The organism is Aminobacter sp. P4_D5 (assembly GCF_056401815.1).
In genome coordinates this window covers 1-20994 of sequence record NZ_JBFUIP010000096.1, presented here as the reverse complement: position 1 = coordinate 20994, position 20994 = coordinate 1, and the positions used below count along the sequence as shown (strand labels likewise).

General features: G+C 60.0%; 16 protein-coding genes and 1 tRNA gene. 1 reads left to right on the top strand and 16 read right to left on the bottom strand.

Translation table 11 applies throughout. The features are described from left to right. The 7 genes from secE (AC1DWF_RS19825) to rpsL all read right to left on the bottom strand — a co-directional run. On the bottom strand, positions 1 to 145 hold a 145-nt coding region (gene secE / locus AC1DWF_RS19825; protein ID WP_476841962.1), incomplete at its 3' end, for a preprotein translocase subunit SecE. A 307-nt stretch (positions 146 to 452) separates the two neighbouring features. Continuing rightward, positions 453 to 528, bottom strand: a tRNA-Trp gene (locus tag AC1DWF_RS19820). Positions 529 to 697: 169 nt separating this feature from the next. Then, complete coding sequence (locus AC1DWF_RS19815; RefSeq protein ID WP_476804521.1) at positions 698 to 2311, bottom strand: COG3904 family protein; 1614 nt, start codon at positions 2309 to 2311, stop codon at positions 698 to 700. Between the two features lie 132 nt (positions 2312 to 2443). Next, positions 2444 to 3619, bottom strand: a complete 1176-nt coding sequence (gene tuf / locus AC1DWF_RS19810) for an elongation factor Tu (RefSeq protein WP_476782577.1) — start codon at positions 3617 to 3619, stop codon at positions 2444 to 2446. Between the two features lie 67 nt (positions 3620 to 3686). Beyond that, the gene (fusA, locus tag AC1DWF_RS19805) at positions 3687 to 5777 is read right to left on the bottom strand and encodes an elongation factor G (protein ID WP_476786466.1); all 2091 of its coding nucleotides are present in this window, start codon (positions 5775 to 5777) and stop codon (positions 3687 to 3689) included. A 32-nt stretch (positions 5778 to 5809) separates the two neighbouring features. Next, entirely contained in the window at positions 5810 to 6280 is a 471-nt protein-coding gene (gene rpsG, locus AC1DWF_RS19800) for a 30S ribosomal protein S7 (RefSeq protein WP_476786465.1), read from the bottom strand. Positions 6281 to 6357: 77 nt separating this feature from the next. Next, the gene (gene rpsL, locus AC1DWF_RS19795; RefSeq protein ID WP_008837709.1) at positions 6358 to 6729 is read right to left on the bottom strand and encodes a 30S ribosomal protein S12; all 372 of its coding nucleotides are present in this window, start codon (positions 6727 to 6729) and stop codon (positions 6358 to 6360) included. Positions 6730 to 7204: 475 nt separating this feature from the next. Here rpsL and AC1DWF_RS19790 point away from each other — a divergent pair, with 475 nt between their 5' ends. Next, positions 7205 to 7486 carry a transcriptional regulator gene (locus tag AC1DWF_RS19790; protein ID WP_476786974.1) on the top strand — a complete coding sequence of 94 codons (282 nt, stop codon included), beginning with the start codon at positions 7205 to 7207 and terminating at the stop codon, positions 7484 to 7486. An 82-nt stretch (positions 7487 to 7568) separates the two neighbouring features. Here the strand turns inward: AC1DWF_RS19790 and AC1DWF_RS19785 are convergent, their stop codons facing one another. From AC1DWF_RS19785 to secE (AC1DWF_RS19745), 9 genes are all read right to left on the bottom strand, one after another. Further along, positions 7569 to 8663 (bottom strand): esterase-like activity of phytase family protein, encoded by a 1095-nt coding sequence (locus AC1DWF_RS19785; RefSeq protein WP_476787660.1) that lies wholly within the window; start codon positions 8661 to 8663, stop codon positions 7569 to 7571. 134 nt (positions 8664 to 8797) lie between these two features. Next, a complete protein-coding gene (rpoC, locus tag AC1DWF_RS19780) occupies positions 8798 to 12994 on the bottom strand; it encodes a DNA-directed RNA polymerase subunit beta' (protein ID WP_476841961.1) in 4197 nt (1398 codons plus the stop codon). A gap of 195 nt (positions 12995 to 13189) precedes the next feature. Then, positions 13190 to 17323: a DNA-directed RNA polymerase subunit beta gene (rpoB, locus tag AC1DWF_RS19775; protein ID WP_476841960.1), complete on the bottom strand. Its 4134-nt coding sequence runs from the start codon at positions 17321 to 17323 to the stop codon at positions 13190 to 13192. A 206-nt stretch (positions 17324 to 17529) separates the two neighbouring features. Beyond that, positions 17530 to 17901: a 50S ribosomal protein L7/L12 gene (gene rplL / locus AC1DWF_RS19770; RefSeq protein ID WP_476783467.1), complete on the bottom strand. Its 372-nt coding sequence runs from the start codon at positions 17899 to 17901 to the stop codon at positions 17530 to 17532. Between the two features lie 54 nt (positions 17902 to 17955). Then, positions 17956 to 18474, bottom strand: a complete 519-nt coding sequence (gene rplJ, locus AC1DWF_RS19765) for a 50S ribosomal protein L10 (protein WP_476783468.1) — start codon at positions 18472 to 18474, stop codon at positions 17956 to 17958. Positions 18475 to 18863: 389 nt separating this feature from the next. Then, positions 18864 to 19562: a 50S ribosomal protein L1 gene (rplA, locus tag AC1DWF_RS19760; RefSeq protein WP_476787664.1), complete on the bottom strand. Its 699-nt coding sequence runs from the start codon at positions 19560 to 19562 to the stop codon at positions 18864 to 18866. A gap of 4 nt (positions 19563 to 19566) precedes the next feature. Beyond that, entirely contained in the window at positions 19567 to 19995 is a 429-nt protein-coding gene (gene rplK, locus AC1DWF_RS19755; protein WP_476783470.1) for a 50S ribosomal protein L11, read from the bottom strand. Positions 19996 to 20150: 155 nt separating this feature from the next. Continuing rightward, complete coding sequence (gene nusG, locus AC1DWF_RS19750) at positions 20151 to 20678, bottom strand: transcription termination/antitermination protein NusG (protein ID WP_476841959.1); 528 nt, start codon at positions 20676 to 20678, stop codon at positions 20151 to 20153. Between the two features lie 26 nt (positions 20679 to 20704). Next, a complete protein-coding gene (gene secE, locus AC1DWF_RS19745) occupies positions 20705 to 20905 on the bottom strand; it encodes a preprotein translocase subunit SecE (protein WP_067966516.1) in 201 nt (66 codons plus the stop codon). Positions 20906 to 20994 lie beyond the last annotated feature (89 nt).

Here is a 20994-nt window from a genome sequence, read left to right as displayed (position 1 = left end):
CAAAAAAGAAAATCATCGCAATAATCGCAAAGCCGAGGACCATGACCGTGGAGATCATCGTCTCGCGCCGTGATGGCCACGTAACCTTCGCCGTTTCCGACCTTACCTGCTGCAGAAAGGTGAAGGGGTTCGTGGTTTTCGCCATGTGCCGCTCTGCTTTCAACGTCCGTTGACCGGACTTCTGGATGATCCCGTGACCGGGAGATGCCGCTACCTGAGAGGAAATCCGCGCCGAATCAGCGCAAACATTCCGCCCATGCAATTCGGACGCGTAAAGCCGGATCCCCAGCTCCACGCGCCGCGTGTCTGTTTCGCCTACATAAAACCGATTCTCTTTCCACGCAAGTGGCAGGGTGCAGCTTTACGTTTAAACGCCGCTTCGGAACCATCCAGTCGTTCCGTTCCGGCTATCGAAAGTCTCTTATGCCTGAATTAGCGAGTTCTGGCAAGACTGGCACGGGCAGCAGGGCTCGAACCTACGACCTGCGGTTTTGGAGACCGCCGCTCTACCAACTGAGCTATGCCCGTGCATCGCGCCGCGCATCAACTGCGCAGCACCGGCTTCCTAAGGATTTCCGACGCGTCTGTAAAGAGCGCAATGAAGCATGTTGTGAACATTCACAGCTGCGGTTTCGGACCAACGGGGCATGGCGATGTCCGCCATCCCTAGGACTCGGTTGAAGGCATATGGGGAGCGCTATCGTGGGAACTCGCCGAGGCTAGCTGCTCTGCAGTTTCCTGGCGTCGGGATCGTACGGCAAATAGCTCCGTCGACGAGTAAATCCACCGCGCTAATGCGGGTCAGAAGGCCTCTTTGCAATAAACGATACTGAGCATAGTCATCGAGCTTGACCGGTGGGCCAGAGTCGAATGACTCCGTCTTTACGTTCACCTGCCCCGAATAAGCAGCTAGCACCGCTTCAGAAGGCTTGTCCCCGGTCTCCCAGCCAACGAATGTTCCATAGCCCGCGAGCCTTGTTTTACCTCCAGCCAGCATCAACATGCAGTCACGGGTGCATTCGCCACCACCTGAAACGGCATTGCCGAAATAGGGCGCCCCTGTCTTTGCCGTCACGACACAATCCTTGGAGCGGGGCTTGCAGCCGGAAAAAACCGTACTGCCGACTGCGACATCCAGGCGGTTTTCCCGAATCACGTTTCCCAAGGCGATCGAGGTTTCCGCGTCGCCACCGTTCGACGACACGACCAACGGTAGTTTTCGCCCTTCGAGGGCCTTCAAAATGGTCTCGAAGCGCGAAAGGGCTTTGGGATCGATATCGCCTTCAGCCGATATCCATTCTGGGCAATCTGGTTCGCAGCCAGATTCGCTGGACCGAACAACGGCAAACCACATCTGCGAGTTCGGCGGAATTATCGCTTTCGGATAGGGCTTCGCGGGCTTGGCAGCCAAGACTACCCCCCCTACGCAATTCTCCGCAGGCCGCCCCGTCTGGCACAGCCCTGCCCTCGCGAAAATGCCGGCAGGCTCGTCGCCTGTCGTGAGGTTCATGCCAAACATTTCCAACCGGAAGAGCTGACGCATGTCCTTGGCAGGCGTTCCCTGGGCCGCGGCGAAGTAGGACTTCGCGACCCCCATTTCCTTGAGATAGGCGAGAAAAGCCCGCTCGCTGGACTTTGACAGCTTTGTCGTTTGGTAGCTGCCCACCTTCTTGCGGCTGACGATCTTCTTTTCGATCACCCGCTTCTTACCCTTCACGATCTTGTACTTCTCCCGGTAGCGGATCGTTTCCCTGGAATAGGTAGTCGTGATCTGATGGACGCCGACATAAGTCGTTGGACCGGCAAGCCGCCTGACGCCCCCGGCAAGCACCAGTGGACATGCCGAGTTACAGTAGACGCCATAGTCGACGATAACGCCCGAATAGATCCCGGTTTTCTTCTGCTGTGCTTCGCAATCCGGCTGGGCAGCGGGACATGCGGTCAGGTAGGCGCTGCCAACACCTACATCCAGCTTCCGCTCACGGATCATTCGCCCCAGCTTGTACGCCGCATCGACACTTCCACCGGGCGAACTGATGACGATCGGCAAGCGCTTGTTTCCGATCCGCTTCAGTATCTTCTTGAAGGCGGCCGGCGTGCCTGCCTCTATCGCGCCGCGTGCCCATATGAATTCCGGGCAATTGGGTTCGCAAAATGGAGTGCTGCTGCGGACGACCACGAACTTCATCGGATCGTCGATATCATCGACACCCGGGCCAGCCGAGGCGCTCATCATCATCTGAGAGACCAACACGCTGGCAAACACGGCAAGTAAAAACAGACGTCTGAAAATGTCACGTGATCTGGCCAAGCGCATCGTCCCCCAACGATTGTGCGAATGACGCTAACTTTACCCGTGGCGCAGCCCCTTGCAATGTAGCCTTTGGGCAAACAAAAAGGGCGCCCCGAGGGCCGCCCTTCATGCAATTCAATGAAGCGTCGATTATTCTTTGATCGAGGCGACGATGCCGGCGCCGACGGTACGGCCACCTTCACGGATAGCGAAGCGCAGCTTCTCTTCCATGGCGATCGGCACGATCAGCTCGACATCGACGGTGATGTTGTCGCCGGGCATGACCATCTCGGTGCCTTCCGGCAGCGACACGATGCCGGTCACGTCCGTCGTGCGGAAGTAGAACTGCGGACGGTAGTTGGTGAAGAACGGCGTGTGACGGCCACCTTCTTCCTTGGTCAGGATGTAGGCTTCAGCCACGAACTTCTTGTGCGGCTTGACCGAACCCGGCTTGCACAGAACCTGACCACGCTCGACGTCTTCACGACCAACGCCACGGATCAGCGCGCCGATGTTGTCGCCAGCCTGGCCCTGATCGAGCAGCTTGCGGAACATTTCAACGCCGGTAACCGTCGTCGACGTGGTCGGGCGGATGCCGACGATCTCGACGGTCTCGCCAACCTTGACGATGCCGCGCTCGACGCGACCGGTGACAACCGTGCCACGGCCCGAGATCGAGAACACGTCTTCGATCGGCAGCAGGAACGGACGGTCGATCGGACGCTCAGGCGTCGGGATGTAGGCGTCGACCGCTTCCATCAGCGCGCGGATCGCGTCTTCGCCGATCTTCTTGTCCGAATCGTTGAGCGCAGCAACAGCCGAACCCTTGATCATCGGAATGTCGTCGCCGGGATATTCGTACTTCGACAGAAGCTCGCGCACTTCGAGCTCGACCAGTTCGAGCAGCTCAGCGTCGTCGACCAGGTCGACCTTGTTGAGGAACACGACAAGTGCCGGAACGCCAACCTGACGGGCAAGCAGGATGTGCTCGCGGGTCTGCGGCATCGGGCCATCGGCAGCCGACACGACCAGGATCGCGCCGTCCATCTGGGCAGCACCGGTGATCATGTTCTTGACGTAGTCGGCGTGGCCGGGGCAGTCGACGTGGGCATAGTGGCGGTTAGGCGTCTCGTATTCGACGTGAGCCGTCGAAATGGTGATGCCGCGGGCCTTTTCTTCAGGCGCTGCGTCGATCTGGTCGTAGGCCTTGAACTCGCCGAAATACTTGGTGATCGCCGCCGTCAGCGACGTCTTGCCATGGTCGACGTGACCAATCGTGCCAATGTTCACATGAGGCTTATTACGCTCGAATTTACCTTTTGCCATGTGAGGTCTCCATTCTTGCTAGCCCGATAAGGGCGTTGAATTAATAAAACGCTGCAATTCGCTGGAATTACGCGTATTTCTTCTGAACTTCCTGTGCGACCGCAGTCGGAACCGCCTCATAGTGGTCGAACTGCATCGTGTACTGGGCGCGGCCCTGTGACATCGAGCGCAAGCTGTCCACGTACTTGAACATGTTGGCCAGCGGCACCATCGCGTTAACGACGACGGCGATACCACGGCTTTCCTGGCCCTGGATCTGGCCACGACGGCTGTTCAAGTCGCCAATGACGTTGCCGACATAGTCTTCCGGCGTCACGACTTCGACCTTCATGATCGGCTCGAGCAGCTGGACACCCAGCTTCGGAGCAGCTTCGCGAAGGCAGGCGCGACCGGCGATTTCGAAGGCCAGCACCGAGGAGTCGACATCGTGGTAGGCACCGTCGATGAGCGTCGCCTTGACGCCGATCATCGGGAAGCCTGCGAACGGGCCCGAAGACAGAACGCTGCGGAGACCCTTGTCGACACCGGGGATGTATTCCTTCGGAACCGCACCACCGACGATCTTCGATTCGAAGACGAAATCTTCGCCCTCGGGGTTCGGCTCAAACACGATCTTCACGCGAGCGAACTGGCCCGTACCACCCGACTGCTTCTTGTGGGTGTAGTCCTGCTCGTGGGTGCGGGTGATCGTCTCGCGATACGCAACCTGCGGAGCGCCGACGTTCGCCTCAACCTTGAACTCGCGACGCATGCGGTCGACGATGATGTCGAGATGCAGCTCGCCCATGCCGGAGATGATGGTCTGACCCGACTCTTCATCCGACTTGACGCGGAACGAAGGATCTTCAGCAGCCAGGCGGTTGAGCGCGAGTCCCATCTTTTCCTGGTCGCCCTTGGTCTTCGGCTCGATGGCGATCTGAATGACCGGCTCGGGGAATTCCATGCGTTCGAGGATGACCTGGTGCAGCGGATCGCAAAGCGTGTCGCCGGTGGTCGTTTCCTTGAGGCCGGCCAGAGCGACGATGTCGCCGGCGAAAGCCTCTTCAATGTCGGAGCGCGAGTTCGAGTGCATCTGCAGCATACGGCCGAGACGCTCTTTCTTGCCCTTGACGGTGTTTTCGAGCGACGCGCCCTTGACCACCTTGCCCGAGTAGATGCGGCAGAAGGTCAGCGAGCCAACGAACGGATCGTTCATGATCTTGAAGGCGAGCATCGAAAGCGGCTCGCTGTCGTCAGCATGACGCTCGATCTCAGCTTCGGTCTTGGCATCGATGCCCTTGATGGCCGGAACGTCGAGCGGCGACGGCAGGAAGTCACCAACGCCATCAAGCAGCGGCTGAACGCCCTTGTTCTTGAAGGCCGAGCCGCAGAACATCGGGAAGAACTTGACGGCGATGGTGCCCTTGCGGATCAGCGCGCGCAGTTCGTCGTTCGACGGCATCTTGCCTTCGAGGTAGTTCTCAAGAGCCGTCTCGTCCATTTCGACGGCGGCCTCAATCATCTTGTCGCGGAATTCTGCGGCCTTTTCCTTGAGGTCGTCCGGGATCTCGACGATGTCCCAGGCAGCACCCAGGCTCTCATCGCGCCAAACCAGCGCGTTCATCTCGATAAGGTCGACAACGCCCTTGAACTCCGATTCAGCGCCAATCGGCAGCTGGACGGCGACAGCAGTGGCGCCGAGGCGCGACTTGATCATGTCATAAGAGCGATAGAAATCGGCGCCGATCTTGTCCATCTTGTTGCAGAAGATCATGCGCGGGACGTTGTACTTGTCCGCCTGGCGCCACACGGTCTCGGTCTGCGGCTCAACACCGGCATTGGCATCGAGCAGCGCGATGGCGCCGTCGAGAACGCGCAGCGAACGCTCGACTTCGATGGTGAAGTCGACGTGGCCGGGGGTGTCGATGATGTTGAAGCGACGCCCCAAGCCATCACGGCCCTTCCAGAAGGTAGTGGTCGCAGCAGACGTGATCGTGATGCCGCGTTCCTGCTCCTGCTCCATCCAATCCATGGTGGCAGCGCCGTCATGGACTTCGCCGATCTTGTGCGACTTGCCCGTGTAATAAAGGATGCGCTCGGTGGTCGTGGTCTTGCCGGCGTCGATATGCGCCATGATACCAAAATTACGGTAGTCTTCGATCTTATATTCGCGGGCCATGGGAGGTGCCTCTCAGTCGTTCGTTCGCGCTATTACCAGCGGTAGTGCGCGAAGGCGCGGTTGGCTTCCGCCATCTTGTGGGTGTCTTCACGCTTCTTCACGGCGGTGCCGCGGTTGTTAGCCGCATCCATCAGCTCGCCGGAGAGGCGGTCGACCATGGTGGTCTCGTTGCGGTTGCGGGCGGCAGTGATCAGCCAGCGAATGGCGAGTGCCTGACGGCGCTCAGGACGCACGTCAACCGGAACCTGGTAGGTAGCGCCGCCGACACGACGCGAACGCACTTCCACATGCGGCGCGACATTGTCGAGCGCCTGATGGAAGACGGTGACCGGCTCCTGCTTGGTCTTGGCCTGAACCTGATCAAGCGCGCCGTAGACGATCGTTTCAGCGATCGACTTCTTGCCGTCATACATGACGGCGTTCATGAACTTGGTAACAACCAGATCGCCGAACTTGGGATCCGGGTTGATCTCGCGCTTTTCTGCACTGTGACGACGTGACATAGCTTTGTCTCTCAACCTTGAACCGACGCCTTAACACGCGGAGAACCTCGCGCAGCGCCCGAATTGCAGAACCCGAATTACTTCGGACGCTTGGCACCGTACTTCGAACGGCGCTGCTTGCGGTTCTTCACACCCTGCGTGTCGAGCACGCCGCGGATGATGTGATAACGCACGCCCGGAAGATCCTTCACACGACCGCCGCGGATCATAACCACGGAGTGCTCCTGAAGGTTATGGCCTTCGCCGGGGATGTAGCCGATCACTTCAAAACCATTGGTCAGGCGGATCTTTGCGACCTTACGCAGAGCCGAGTTCGGCTTCTTAGGCGTCGTCGTATAGACACGCGTGCAAACGCCCCGCTTCTGCGGGTTGGCCTGCATGGCCGGCACCTTGTTGCGCTTCACCGGCGCTATGCGCGGCTTGCGGATCAGCTGGTTGACGGTAGGCATTAAACCCTCTTGTCTCTCAATTCCGTGTCTCAAGCCCGTTMAGGGCAGCTTCAAGCGCAAAATCCATACGCGAATTCGGGCCACAAACCGCGATCTGCGGTCTTGCCCGAACAAAGGCAGAGGAAGCGAAACCGCTTCATGCACGCCGGAAATGTCTTCTCGCTCGTAAAAACGAACCCTGTTTGAGGTGAACTCTAAAGCTTGTCGCTTCGGAAAGACCAACCTCACATCGGCTCAGACGAGGCGGTATCTACTCGCATGACCGGGAACCGTCAAGCCCGTCCCTCTAAAAACCTTAACGAAACCGGCACTTCGGGCCGTGCAAGGCGCCTGGAGCAACTTTATTGCGCTGCAACATAAGGACTAAGCCGGTTTGTGACGCTGTTTGCCCTGTTTTGCCCCCCACTCTTCATGCGAAAATCGGTGAAACCGGGGCGAATCCCCGCACTTGCGAATCTAAAACAGGGAATCACTGATGAACGACAACGAAGAGCGGCCGGTGACGATCATCACCGGACGAGTCTGGCGTAAGAAGGGTGGCAAGCCCGAAGGCGTCCATATCATGCTCGTCGCACCGGACGACGATACCGCTGTGCGCCTGGCACTCGACGCCCTGGCCAAGGAAGGTTACGCCGAAGCCGAGCTTGACCAGATCGGCGACATGCAAGGCGAACCCGACGACGAGCCGCAGATCTCAGCCTATCAAGGCGCGCTCGAAGGCGAAGTGTCGATCGTGACCTTTAACGAGCCGCGTTGATTTCAAGTCCGTTGACCCGCCCTGCCCGCCGATGTCGGTCGTCTCCGGTTCAGCGGGCCTTTGACCCGTGGCGCGATTCCACTTAGTTGGTGGCGGGGTCCAGTTTCAACACCACGAACTGGGTGAACTGCTCGGGGTTGAAATTGTTGTCGGAGGCGATCACCAGCGTACGCTTGCCGTCGACTTCCGGCCCCCAGGTCACAGACTCGATATTGTCGATGTCGAGACCGAAATCGCCCTCGCCGATCGTCAGGACCTTGCGCTTGGTTAGAGGCGTTGCCGTAACGTCCTTGATCGACGCGAGCCCCTTCACATCGGTGGCACCCGCAAAGCTTGCCAGATAGAAATTGATCTGATTGCCGATGCCAAGGGCGAAGGAACGCTCGACGGTCAACAGTTCGCCAGGTCCGAAGAACAGGAGTTCGGACAGGCCGTTGTCGTTGTAGAATGGATCGTGCGTTGCCTTGGCGAAGATCGGTCCGTTCTCATAGACATACTCGGCCGTCACCGCACCGCTGGCAATGTCGAAGCCGGTGATGCGCGACGGACTGCCGGCTTCCAGCCTGGCCTTTTCGCCGTCCTGGGCCAGGGCATTTTCTGTTCCTGCCCAAAGGGTCTTGCCGTCGAGCGAGATGGCCAGGCTTTCAAATGAAAGATTGCCGCGAACACCCGACGTCTTGTCGGCATTGGGCAAATAAGCCTGTGGAATGGCAAAACTCCTGATGTGGCTGCCATCTGGCTTTGCTTCGTAGATAGCCGGCTTGCCGCCAGCATCGCCCTCGCTCGACCAGAAGATCCGGTTGGCCGACGCATCGAAGCGGATCGCCTCGGGGTCGACATCCTTCTTGGCGAAGACAGCACCCTCAGCGTCACGTAGAGCATTGCTCGACACGATATCGACGCCGTGGACACCTTTGTCGTCGATCGCAAGTTTCAGCGTGTAGAGCCGCGCCGGCGCGCGTTCCGAGCGGTCGTCCGAGATGGCGTAGAACAGCTCGCTCGCCGCATCATAGTCGAGGCCGGAAATGCCGCCGAACTCGGTTCCCGCGATCTTCAGGCCGGTCGGGAGAACGACCTGGCCAAGCAGCGTCGCCTTGAGCGGACCGGTGTCTTGCGCGTGGGCCGAAATCACTGACGAGGCCAGCACGGCAGCGATGGCGGAAAGAAGAAACTTCATGATGCAGTCACCTGTAATGCGCGTCGGACCCGCAATGATAGCGACGGCATTTGACAGGCACATGAAGCCCAGGTGTCACCCAAATAAAAAAAGGGGGCCGAAGCCCCCTTTCCCATTCTTGTTGGACGACGCCCTTATTGAGCGGCGTTGACCATGTCGGTCAGGATCGGCTCGGCGACCTCGACACCCGAGAGCTTGCGGCGCTCGTCGAGGATCAGTTCGTCGCGCGAGGTGGCGATGCGCCTGATCTGGCTCATCATGCCGCCCGTGCCCGCCGGGATAAGACGGCCGACGATGACGTTTTCCTTGAGACCCTGCAGCATGTCGGTCTTGCCGGCGACCGCAGCTTCCGTCAACACCCTGGTCGTTTCCTGGAAGGAAGCGGCCGAGATGAAGGACGGCGTCTGCAGCGATGCCTTGGTGATACCGAGCAGAACCGGCTGACCTTCGGCAGGCTTCTTGCCTTCCTCGATCAGGCGATCGTTGATCTCGTCGAACTCGATGACGTCGACATGATCGCCCGGGATGTAGACCGAGTCGCCCTGAGCGGTGATCTCGACCTTCTGCAGCATCTGACGAACGATGACCTCGATGTGCTTGTCGTTGATCGACACGCCCTGCAACCGGTAGACTTCCTGGATCTCGTTGACGAGGTAGGACGCAAGCGCCTCCACGCCCTTGATGGCCAGAATGTCGTGCGGCGCCGGATTGCCGTCGAGGATGTAGTCGCCCTTTTCGATGGCATCGCCGTCCTGAAGATGGAACGGCTTGCCCTTCGGGATCAGGTACTCGACCGGTTCAAGCGTCGAGTCATGCGGCTCGATGATGATGCGGCGCTTGTTCTTGTAGTCGCGACCGAAGCGGACCGTACCGTCGATCTCGGCGATGATGGCGTGATCCTTCGGACGGCGGGCTTCGAAGAGCTCGGCAACACGCGGCAGACCACCGGTGATGTCCTTGGTCTTCGCGCTTTCCATCGGGATACGCGCCAGAACGTCGCCAGGATGCACATGCGCACCCGGCTCGACCGACAAGATGGCCTCGACCGAGAGCAGGAAGCGAGCATCGCCGCCCTTCGACAGCTTGCCGACCTTGCCCTTGGCGTCCTGAACGACGATCGCGGGCTTCAGATCGTTGCCGCGCGGGGTCGAACGCCAGTCGATGACCTCACGCTTGGTGATGCCGGTCGACTCGTCGGCCGTTTCCTGAACGGAAATGCCGTCGACCAGATCCTCGAACGCCACGCGGCCTTCGATTTCGGTGAGGATCGGACGGGTATAGGGATCCCACTCGGCGACACGCTGGCCGCGCTTCACCTTGTCGCCATCGTCCACGAAGATGCGCGAACCATAGGTGACACGGTGCGTGGCACGTTCCTTGCCGGTTTCGTCGAGGATCAGGATCGCCATGTTGCGGCCCATCACGACAAGGTTGCCGTCAGAGTTGCGAACCACGTTGCGGTTGCGGATCTCGACCTTGCCCTCATAGGAGGCTTCAAGGAACGAGCTGTCCACCACCTGTGCGGTACCGCCCATGTGGAAGGTACGCATGGTAAGCTGCGTGCCCGGCTCGCCGATCGACTGAGCAGCGATGACGCCGACAGCTTCGCCCTGGTTGACAGGGGTACCACGTGCCAGATCGCGACCGTAGCAGACCGCGCAGACGCCGACCTTGACTTCGCAGGTCAGTGCCGAACGGATGCGGACGGACTGGACGCCAGCCTTCTCGATCACCTCGATGTCGCGTTCGTCCATGAGCGTGCCGGCCTTGACCAGCAGATCACCGGTAACCGGGTGGTTGATGTCGTCGAGCGACGTACGGCCAAGGATACGCAGGCCGAGCGAAGCGACCACCTGGCCGGCATCGACGATCGGCTGCATGGTGAGGYCCTTGTCGGTGCCGCAATCAACCGAGTTGACGATGCAATCCTGCGCCACGTCGACGAGACGACGGGTCAGGTAGCCGGAGTTAGCCGTCTTCAGAGCGGTATCGGCGAGACCCTTACGGGCACCGTGGGTCGAGTTGAAGTACTCGAGAACCGTCAGACCTTCCTTGAAGTTGGAAATGATCGGCGTCTCGATGATTTCACCCGACGGCTTGGCCATCAGGCCACGCATACCGGCAAGCTGACGCATCTGGGTGGGCGAACCACGCGCACCGGAGTGCGACATCATGTAGATCGAGTTCATCGGCTTCTGACGGCCGCTGTCTTCGAACTCCACCGCCTTGATGCGGGCCATCATTTCGTCGGCGACCTTTTCCGAGCACTTGGCCCAGGCGTCGACGACCTTGTTGTACTTCTCGCCCTGAGTGATCAGGCCGTCATTGTACTGCTGCTCGTATTCCTTGGCGAGCGCCTCGGTATCGGCGACCAGCTTCTCCTTCGTATCCGGGATCAGCATGTCGTCCTTGCCGAACGAAATGCCGGCGCGGCAGGCATGAGCAAAGCCCAGGGCCATGATGCGATCGCAGAAGATGACCGTCTCTTTCTGACCGCAGTGGCGGTAGACGGTGTCGATCATCTTGGAGATGTTCTTCTTGGTCATCTCCTGGTTGGCTGTATCGTACGGCACGTTGACGTTCTTCGGCAGCAGTTCGCCGATGATCATGCGCCCAGGCGTCGTCTCATGGATGTTGGACACGACATTGCCAGCGGCGTCGACCGTGCGGAAACGACCCTTGATCTTGGAGTGCAGCGTGACTGCCTTGGTCTCAAGCGCGTGCTGGAGTTCGCCCATGTCGGCAAACACCATGCCCTCGCCCGGCTCGTTCTGGTTGACGATCGAGAGATAGTAGAGACCGAGAACCATGTCCTGCGACGGCACGATGATCGGCGCGCCAGAAGCCGGGTGCAGGATGTTGTTGGTCGACATCATCAGCACGCGGGCTTCAAGCTGAGCCTCGAGCGAAAGCGGAACGTGGACAGCCATCTGGTCGCCGTCGAAGTCGGCGTTGAAGGCCGTGCAGACGAGCGGATGCAGCTGGATCGCCTTGCCTTCGATCAGAATGGGCTCGAAGGCCTGGATGCCCAGGCGGTGCAGCGTCGGCGCGCGGTTGAGCAGCACCGGATGTTCGCGGATGACCTCATCGAGGATATCCCAGACTTCCGGCTTTTCCTTCTCGACCAGCTTCTTGGCCTGCTTGACGGTCGAGGAGTAACCCTTGGCGTCGAGACGGGCATAGATGAACGGCTTGAACAGCTCTAGCGCCATCTTCTTCGGCAGGCCGCACTGGTGCAGCTTGAGCTCCGGACCGGTCACGATGACCGAACGGCCGGAATAGTCGACGCGCTTGCCGAGCAGGTTCTGACGGAAGCGGCCCTGCTTGCCCTTGAGCATGTCGGACAGCGACTTCAGCGGACGCTTGTTGGCACCGGTGATGACGCGGCCACGGCGGCCGTTGTCGAACAGTGCGTCGACAGCTTCCTGCAGCATGCGCTTTTCGTTGCGGATGATGATGCCAGGCGCACGCAGCTCGATCAGACGCTTCAAGCGGTTGTTGCGGTTGATGACGCGGCGATAGAGATCGTTCAGGTCGGACGTCGCAAAGCGGCCGCCATCCAGCGGGACCAACGGACGCAGGTCCGGCGGGATCACCGGCACGACCTTCATGATCATCCACTCGGGACGATTGCCCGATTCCATGAAGTTCTCGACGACCTTGAGTCGCTTCAGATACTTCTTCTGCTTGAGTTCCGACGTGGTCGTTGCAAGCTCGGAACGGAGATCGCCAGCGATCTTTTCCAGATCCATGCTGGCAAGCAGGTCATGGATGGCTTCCGCGCCGATCATGGCGGTGAACGAATCCTCGCCATACTCGTCGACGGCGATCTGGTACTCTTCCTCGCCCAGGAGCTGGTGCTCCTTAAGCGCGGTCAGGCCCGGCTCGGTGACGATGTAGTTCTCGAAGTACAGGACGCGCTCGATATCCTTGAGCGTCATGTCGAGCAGCGTGCCGATGCGGCTCGGCAGCGACTTCAGGAACCAGATGTGGGCGACGGGTGCGGCGAGTTCGATGTGGCCCATGCGCTCGCGGCGAACGCGCGACAGCGTCACTTCCACGCCGCACTTTTCGCAGATGACGCCCTTGTACTTCATGCGCTTGTACTTACCGCACAGGCACTCGTAATCCTTGATCGGGCCAAAGATGCGGGCGCAGAACAGCCCGTCACGCTCCGGCTTGAAGGTGCGGTAGTTGATCGTCTCCGGCTTTTTGATTTCGCCGAACGACCAGGACAGAATCTTCTCAGGGCTGGCGAGCGAAATCCGGATGGAATCGAACACCTGCGCAGGCGCCTGAGGGTTGAAGAGATTCATGACCTCTTGGTTCATGCCGTTCTCCTTTTCGGGGCCCTCGAAAGCCCCTTGTCATCGTGTGCGGACCAGAGCGCCCGCCAGCTGTGTCGGCCGTCGCCGAAAAATTCTTATCATTCGAGCACGATCTTGACCGAAAACGGCACCCGTTTGACGGGATCGTGCTCAGCGGCGACGCCGCGGGGGAAAATCCCCGCGGCGCGCCTTTAGTGCTTACTCGGCTGCGTCGGGCAGCCGGTGCGTCTCGTCGATCTTGGTGTTCTCAAGCTCGACATTGAGGCCCAGCGACCGCATTTCCTTGACGAGAACGTTGAAGCTCTCGGGAATGCCCGCTTCGAACGTGTCGTCGCCGCGCACGATCGCCTCGTAGACCTTGGTACGGCCTGCCACGTCGTCCGACTTCACGGTCAGCATTTCCTGCAGCGTGTAGGCSGCGCCRTAGGCYTCGAGCGCCCAGACCTCCATYTCGCCGAARCGCTGSCCRCCGAACTGSGCCTTGCCGCCCAGCGGCTGCTGSGTRACSAGCGAGTARGGKCCGATCGARCGSGCGTGGATCTTGTCGTCGACCAGGTGGTGMAGCTTSAGCATGTAGATGTAGCCCATCGTCACCATGCGGTCGAACGGCTCGCCCGTACGTCCGTCGTACAACTGCGACTGGCCGGAGGTGTGAAGACCCGCCTGCGCCAACATCACATTGATGTCGGCCTCATGCGCGCCGTCAAACACCGGGGTCGCGATCGAGACGCCACGCTTCATCTGCTCGCTGAGGCGAACGATGCTTTCGTCGTCATAATCGCGGACCGGCTCGTTGCGGTCGTTGGCCGGAATGAAGCTCTCGAGCGTCTCGCGCAGCGGCTTGATATCGCCACCCGTCTTGTACGCCTCGATCAGCTCACCGATCTTCTTGCCCATGCCTGCGCATGCCCAACCCAGATGCGTTTCCAGAATCTGGCCGACATTCATGCGCGAAGGCACGCCGAGCGGATTGAGCACGATGTCCGCATGCGTTCCGTCYTCGAGGAACGGCATGTCCTCGACCGGCACGACRCGCGACACGACACCCTTGTTGCCRTGRCGKCCSGCCATCTTGTCGCCGGGCTGCAKCTTGCGCTTCACCGCMACGAAGACCTTGACCATCTTCATCACGCCGGGCGGCAKCTCGTCGCCGCGCTGCASCTTYTCGACCTTGTCCATGAAGCGCTGCTCGAGCTGCTTCTTGGAGTCGTCGTACTGGCCGCGCAGAGCTTCGAGCTCACCCTGCATCTTCTCGTCTTCAACGGCGAACTGCCACCACTGCGAACGCGGATAGTCGTCCAGCGTCTCCTTGGCGACGGTCGAGCCCTTCTTGAAGCCCTTCGGTCCGGCAATCGCGTCCTTGCCGATGAGCATGTCACTCAGGCGGCTGTAGACGTTGCGATCGAGGATCGCCTGCTCGTCGTCACGGTCCTTGGCGAGACGCTCGATTTCCTCGCGCTCGATTGCCATGGCGCGTTCGTCCTTCTCCACGCCGTGGCGGTTGAAGACGCGAACTTCGACGATGGTGCCGTAGGTTCCGGGCGGCATGCGCATGGAGGTGTCACGGACATCCGAGGCCTTTTCGCCGAAGATGGCACGCAGAAGCTTCTCTTCCGGCGTCATCGGGCTTTCGCCCTTCGGCGTGATCTTGCCGACCAGAATGTCGCCTGGAGCCACTTCCGCACCGATGTAGACGATACCCGCTTCGTCGAGGTTCTTCAGCGCTTCTTCCGAAACGTTCGGAATGTCGCGGGTGATTTCCTCAGGCCCAAGCTTCGTATCGCGGGCCATGACCTCGAACTCCTCGATGTGGATCGAGGTGAAGACGTCGTCGGCCACGATGCGCTCGGAGAGCAGGATCGAGTCCTCGTAGTTGTAGCCGTTCCAAGGCATGAACGCGACGAGCACGTTACGGCCGAGAGCCAGATCGCCGAGCTCGGTCGACGGGCCGTCGGCGATGATGTCGCCCTTGTTGACCCGGTCGCCCATACGAACCAGCGGACGCTGGTTGATGCAGGTGTTCTGGTTTGAACGCTGGAACTTCATCAGACGGTAGATGTCGACGCCAGACTTGCCCGGATGGAGGTCTTCCGTCGCACGAACAACGATACGCGTCGCGTCGACCTGGTCGACGATACCGCCACGGCGAGCGCCGATGGCAGCACCAGAGTCACGCGCAACGATCGGCTCCATGCCGGTACCGACAAACGGAGCCTCAGCACGCACCAGCGGCACGGCCTGACGCTGCATGTTCGAGCCCATCAGAGCGCGGTTGGCGTCGTCGTTTTCCAGGAACGGGATCAGCGCGGCTGCGACCGACACCATCTGCTTGGGCGAAACGTCCATAAGATCGACGTTTTCGCGCGGCGCCATCATCACATCGCCGGCATTACGGCAGATGACGAACTCGTCGACGAAGTGGCCGTCCTTGTCGAGCTCGGCGTTGGCCTGGGCAACGAAGTGCTTGGCCTCTTCCATAGCCGACAGATAGACAACTTCGTTCGTCAGCTTGCCGTCGACGATCTTGCGGTACGGGCTTTCGATGAAGCCGTACTTGTTGACGCGTGCGAAGGTAGCCAGCGAGTTGATCAGACCGATATTCGGGCCTTCCGGCGTCTCAATCGGGCAGATACGGCCGTAGTGGGTCGGATGCACGTCGCGGACTTCGAAGCCAGCGCGCTCGCGGGTCAGACCACCAGGTCCAAGCGCCGAAAGACGACGCTTGTGGGTGATCTCCGACAGCGGGTTGGTCTGATCCATGAACTGCGACAGCTGCGAGGAACCGAAGAACTCGCGCACGGCGGCAGCCGCCGGCTTGGCGTTGATCAGGTCCTGCGGCATGACCGTGTCGATTTCGATCGAGGACATACGTTCCTTGATCGCCCGCTCCATGCGGAGCAGACCGACGCGGTACTGRTTYTCCATCAGCTCGCCGACCGARCGAACRCGSCGGTTGCCGAGATTGTCGATGTCGTCGATCTCGCCCTTGCCGTCACGCAGTTCGACCAGCGTCTTGACCACGGCAAGGATGTCGTCCTTGCGCAGGACACGCACTGTGTCTTCCGCGTTGAGCTCGAGACGCATGTTCATCTTGACGCGGCCGACGGCCGAAAGGTCGTAGCGCTCGCTATCGAAGAACAGCGAGTTGAACATGGCTTCGGCGGTATCGAGCGTAGGCGGCTCGCCCGGACGCATGACACGGTAGATGTCGAACAGCGCGTCCTGGCGGCTCTCGTTCTTGTCGACCGTGAGCGTGTTGCGGATGTAGCCGCCGACATTGATATGATCGATGTCGAGGATCTTGATCTCTTCCTCGCCGGCCGCGAGCAGAACCTTCAAGGTCTTTTCGTCGATCTCGTCGCCAGCTTCGAGGAAGATCTCGCCGGTGCCGTAGTTGACGATGTCCTCGGCGAGGTAGCTGCCAAAGAGATCGTCTTCGGTCGCCTTGATCGCCTTGAGGCCCTTTTCGGCAAGTTGCTTGGCCTGACGCGCGGTGATCTTCTTGCCAGCCTCGACGACGATTTCGCCGGTGTCGGCATCAACCAGATCGCCGACGGCCTTGAGGCCGCGGAAACGCTCTACCGAGAACGGAATGCGCCAGTGATCGCCCGACTTCTTGTAGGTGATCTTGTTGTAGAAGGTCGACAGGATCTCCTCGCCGTCCATGCCAAGCGCCATCAGCAGCGACGTCACCGGAATCTTGCGGCGACGGTCGATACGGGCGTGGACGATGTCCTTGGAGTCGAACTCGATGTCGAGCCACGAACCACGGTAAGGAATGACGCGCGCGGCAAACAAAAGCTTGCCCGACGAGTGCGACTTGCCCTTGTCGTGGTCGAAGAAGACGCCCGGCGAACGGTGCATCTGCGAAACGATGACGCGCTCGGTGCCGTTGACGATGAAGGTGCCGTTGGACGTCATGAGCGGCATGTCGCCCATGTAGACGTCCTGCTCTTTGATGTCCTTGATCGACTTCGCGCCGGTATCTTCGTCAATATCGAACACGATGAGGCGCAGCGTCACCTTGAGCGGCGCAGCAAAGGTCAGATCGCGCTGACGGCACTCGTCGACGTCGAACTTCGGTGCTTCGAACTCATACTTGACGAACTCCAGCATCGACGCGCCGGAGAAGTCAGAGATCGGAAAGACCGACTTGAAAACGGCCTGCAGTCCTTCATCGGGACGACCGCCCTTGGGCTCGTCCACCATCAGGAACTGATCGTAGGATGCTTTTTGAACCTCGATGAGGTTCGGCATCTCCGCAACTTCGGGAATCTTTCCGAAGAACTTGCGTACGCGTCTGCGGCCATTGAAAGTCTGGATCTGGGCCATCGTCGCTCCTTGCTGCCTTTACTTGGGGTGAGCGTCGCTAATGCTCACCTTGCATTTTCGCGCCGCCTCGGCGGCGGCCTATCCAAAACGGGCGAAAACCCGTTTCCTGAAAGCCGCTTGCGGCCATCAGGAAATAGGTTCCCCACAATCCCCCGGGTCACGGGAGCCGGTGGGCGGCGATTGGGCCGCCCACCGAAACCGTGAGCTTACTTAAGCTCGATCTTGGCGCCAGCTGCTTCCAGCTGAGCCTTGAGCTTCTCTGCGTCGGCCTTGGAAACGCCTTCCTTGACCGGCTTCGGAGCGCCTTCGACGAGGTCCTTGGCTTCCTTGAGGCCCAGGCCGGTGATGGCGCGGACTTCCTTGATGACTTCGATCTTCTTGTCGCCGGCAGCTGCCAGGATGACATCGAACTCGGTCTTCTCTTCGACCGGAGCAGCAGCAGCGCCGCCAGCGGCAGCGACAGCAACCGGAGCAGCGGCGGAAACGCCCCACTTTTCTTCGAGAAGCTTCGACAGCTCAGCCGCCTCGAGGACGGTCAGGGCCGACAGGTCGTCAACGATCTTTGCGAGATCAGCCATTTATCTATTCCTTCAATCAGTTCGAACGAGTGTTGATGATAGCGAGGAACGGCCTCATGCCGCCTCGTCCTTCCGGGCGTAAGCGCCAATGACGCGCGCGACCGAAGCCGCTGGCGCATTGACGATCTGGGCGATCCGGGTAGCCGGGGTGGCGATCATGCCAACCAGCCTTGCACGCAGCTCGTTGAGCGACGGGAGCGCGGCTAGTGCCTTGACTCCATCGGCGTTCAGCAAGGTCGTGCCCATCGAACCACCAAGGATGACAAGCTTGTCATTGGCCTTGGCGAAGTCGGACGCGACCTTCGGCGCTGCAATCGGATCCTCCGAATAGGCAACCAGCGTCTGTCCCTTGAACAGATCGATGATGCTTTCGGATTCCGTGCCCTGAAGAGCGATTTTGGCGAGACGGTTCTTCGCGACTTTGACGGTGCCGCCGGCCTGACGCATCTTCACGCGAAGATCGTTCATTTGCGCGACGGTGATACCGGCATAGTGGGCCACGACGACTGAACCTGCGTTCGAGAACGCGTCATTCAGGCCCGTGACGAGTTCGCGTTTTTCCGCTCTGTCCACTGCCTATCTCCAGTTGACCGCCTCCCATTTGCGGGGTGTGCGGTCGGGTTGCCTTTTGCCGGGCGGCTAATCCAGAAATTCCAGATCACCCGAACGGCGCTCGAGGATCCTGCCCCCTTTCGCCACACCTGACGGGCTTGCGGCCCGGCGCGATGCGCAGACAAAAGGCAAACACGGTTCGAACCTTTCATTGGAGCAAAGGCTCCTTTGTCTGGTCTTCACCCCGTCTCATGCAGGCCCATTCGAATTAAGGACCAAGGGTCGCTTGGACCGCCTGCAATCTCGGACAGGATTTCGAAAGTTGTTTCCAACTTCCGAAAAATCCGGGCCCGGAGGCCCGGAATTCTTTTCAGGACCATGCCATTGCTGGCAGATCCCAATTCAAACAATCACGACGCGACGAGCGTGCCGAGGTCGATCTTGAGGCCGGGGCCCATCGTCGAGGTGACAGACACCTTCTTGACGTACACGCCCTTGGCGCCAGCCGGCTTGGCCTTGTTCACGGCGTCAGCAAAAGCACGGATGTTTTCTTCCAGCGCCTTGACGTCGAACGAGACCTTGCCGACGCCGCCGTGGATGATGCCGGCCTTTTCGACGCGGAACTCAACAGCGCCGCCCTTCGAAGCCTTGACGGCTGCTGCGACGTCGGTGGTCACGGTACCGACCTTCGGGTTCGGCATCATGCCGCGCGGGCCGAGAACCTTACCGAGACGACCGACCAGCGGCATCATGTCGGGGGTGGCGATGCAGCGGTCGAAGTCGATCTGGCCCTTCTGGACGATATCCACGAGATCTTCCGCACCAACAATGTCGGCGCCAGCGGCGCGGGCTTCGTCAGCCTTTGCATCGCGTGCGAAAACCGCGACGCGGACCGTGCGGCCCGTGCCGTTCGGCAGGTTGACCACGCCGCGGACCATCTGGTCAGCATGGCGCGGGTCGACGCCGAGGTTCATGGCGACTTCGATGGTCTCGTCGAACTTGACCGACGAGCGAGCCTTCAAAAGCTCGAGTGCTTCGCCAAGGCCATAAGCCTTGTCCGCATCGATGCCTTCACGGGACTTGGAAACGCGCTTTGCAATCTTAGCCATGATCTCAGCCCACCACTTCCAGGCCCATCGAACGAGCCGAGCCTTCGACCATCTTGACGGCGGCTTCGATATCGTTCGCGTTCAGGTCCTTCAACTTGATTTCGGCGATCTCGCGCACCTTGGCGCTGCTGATCTCGCCAGCCTTGATCTTGCCCGGCTCCTTGGAGCCCGACTTGAGGTTGGCCGCCTTCTTCAGGAAGTAGGCCACCGGTGGCGTCTTCATGACGAAGGTGAACGACTTGTCCTGGTAATAGGTGATCACGACCGGGATCGGGGATCCCTTCTCGAGCTCCTGGGTCTGCGCGTTGAACGCCTTGCAGAACTCCATGATGTTGATGCCACGCTGACCAAGCGCCGGACCGATCGGGGGCGACGGTGTCGCCGAACCCGCGGAAACCTGGAGCTTGAGCTGGCCCGCAACTTTCTTAGCCATCTCTTTCCTGCTTTCGTTTTATGCCGGAGGACCCGGCGGTTGCAGTTCGGTGGTGCGAAAAAGACAACCGGCTAAGCCGCCTCTTCTCCCACCATGCTTGCGCCAGGCATGCGCCTGACACTGCCCACCACCGAAACCGGCGACGGGCGCTTCGATCAGCCCTTTTCGACCTGACCGAATTCGAGATCGACAGGCACAGYACGCCCGAAGATCGAAACTTCCACCTTGAGGCGCGCGCGCTCCTCGTCCACTTCCTGGACGAAACCGTTGAACGACGCGAACGGACCGTCGGAAACGCGAACCGCTTCGCCGATCTCGAAAGTGACCGACGGCTTGGGACGCTCGACGCCCTCCTGGACCTGATTCAGAATGCGCTGGGCTTCAGCCTCGGTGATCGGCACCGGCTTTGAATCACCAAGGAAACCAGTAACCTTCGGCGTGTTCTTCACGAGCGAGAAAACAGCATCGGTCAAATGGGCCTTCAGCAGCACGTAGCCCGGGAAGAACTTGCGCTCGGCGTCGACCTTGCGGCCGCGCCGAACCTCGACAACCTTCTCAGTCGGAACGACGATCTGCTCGATCTGCTCGCTCAGGCCCTTCTGCTTGGCCTTGTGCACAATGTCCTCAGCGACCTTCTTTTCGAAGTTCGAATAGGCGTGGACGATATACCAGCGCGCAGTCATCTCAGGAATTCTCCGTATTCGCAGCCTTAGCGGCCCATGCCCAAGATCTGCTCGACGGCGAAAGCCATCAGCTGGTCTGCAGCAAAAAAGAAAATCATCGCAATAATCGCAAAGCCGAGGACCATGACCGTGGAGATCATCGTCTCGCGCCGTGATGGCCACGTAACCTTCGCCGTTTCCGACCTTACCTGCTGCAGAAAGGTGAAGGGGTTCGTGGTTTTCGCCATGTGCCGCTCTGCTTTCAACGTCCGTTGACCGGACTTCTGTTGACCGGACTTCTGGATGATCCCGTGACCGGGAGATGCCGCTACCTGAG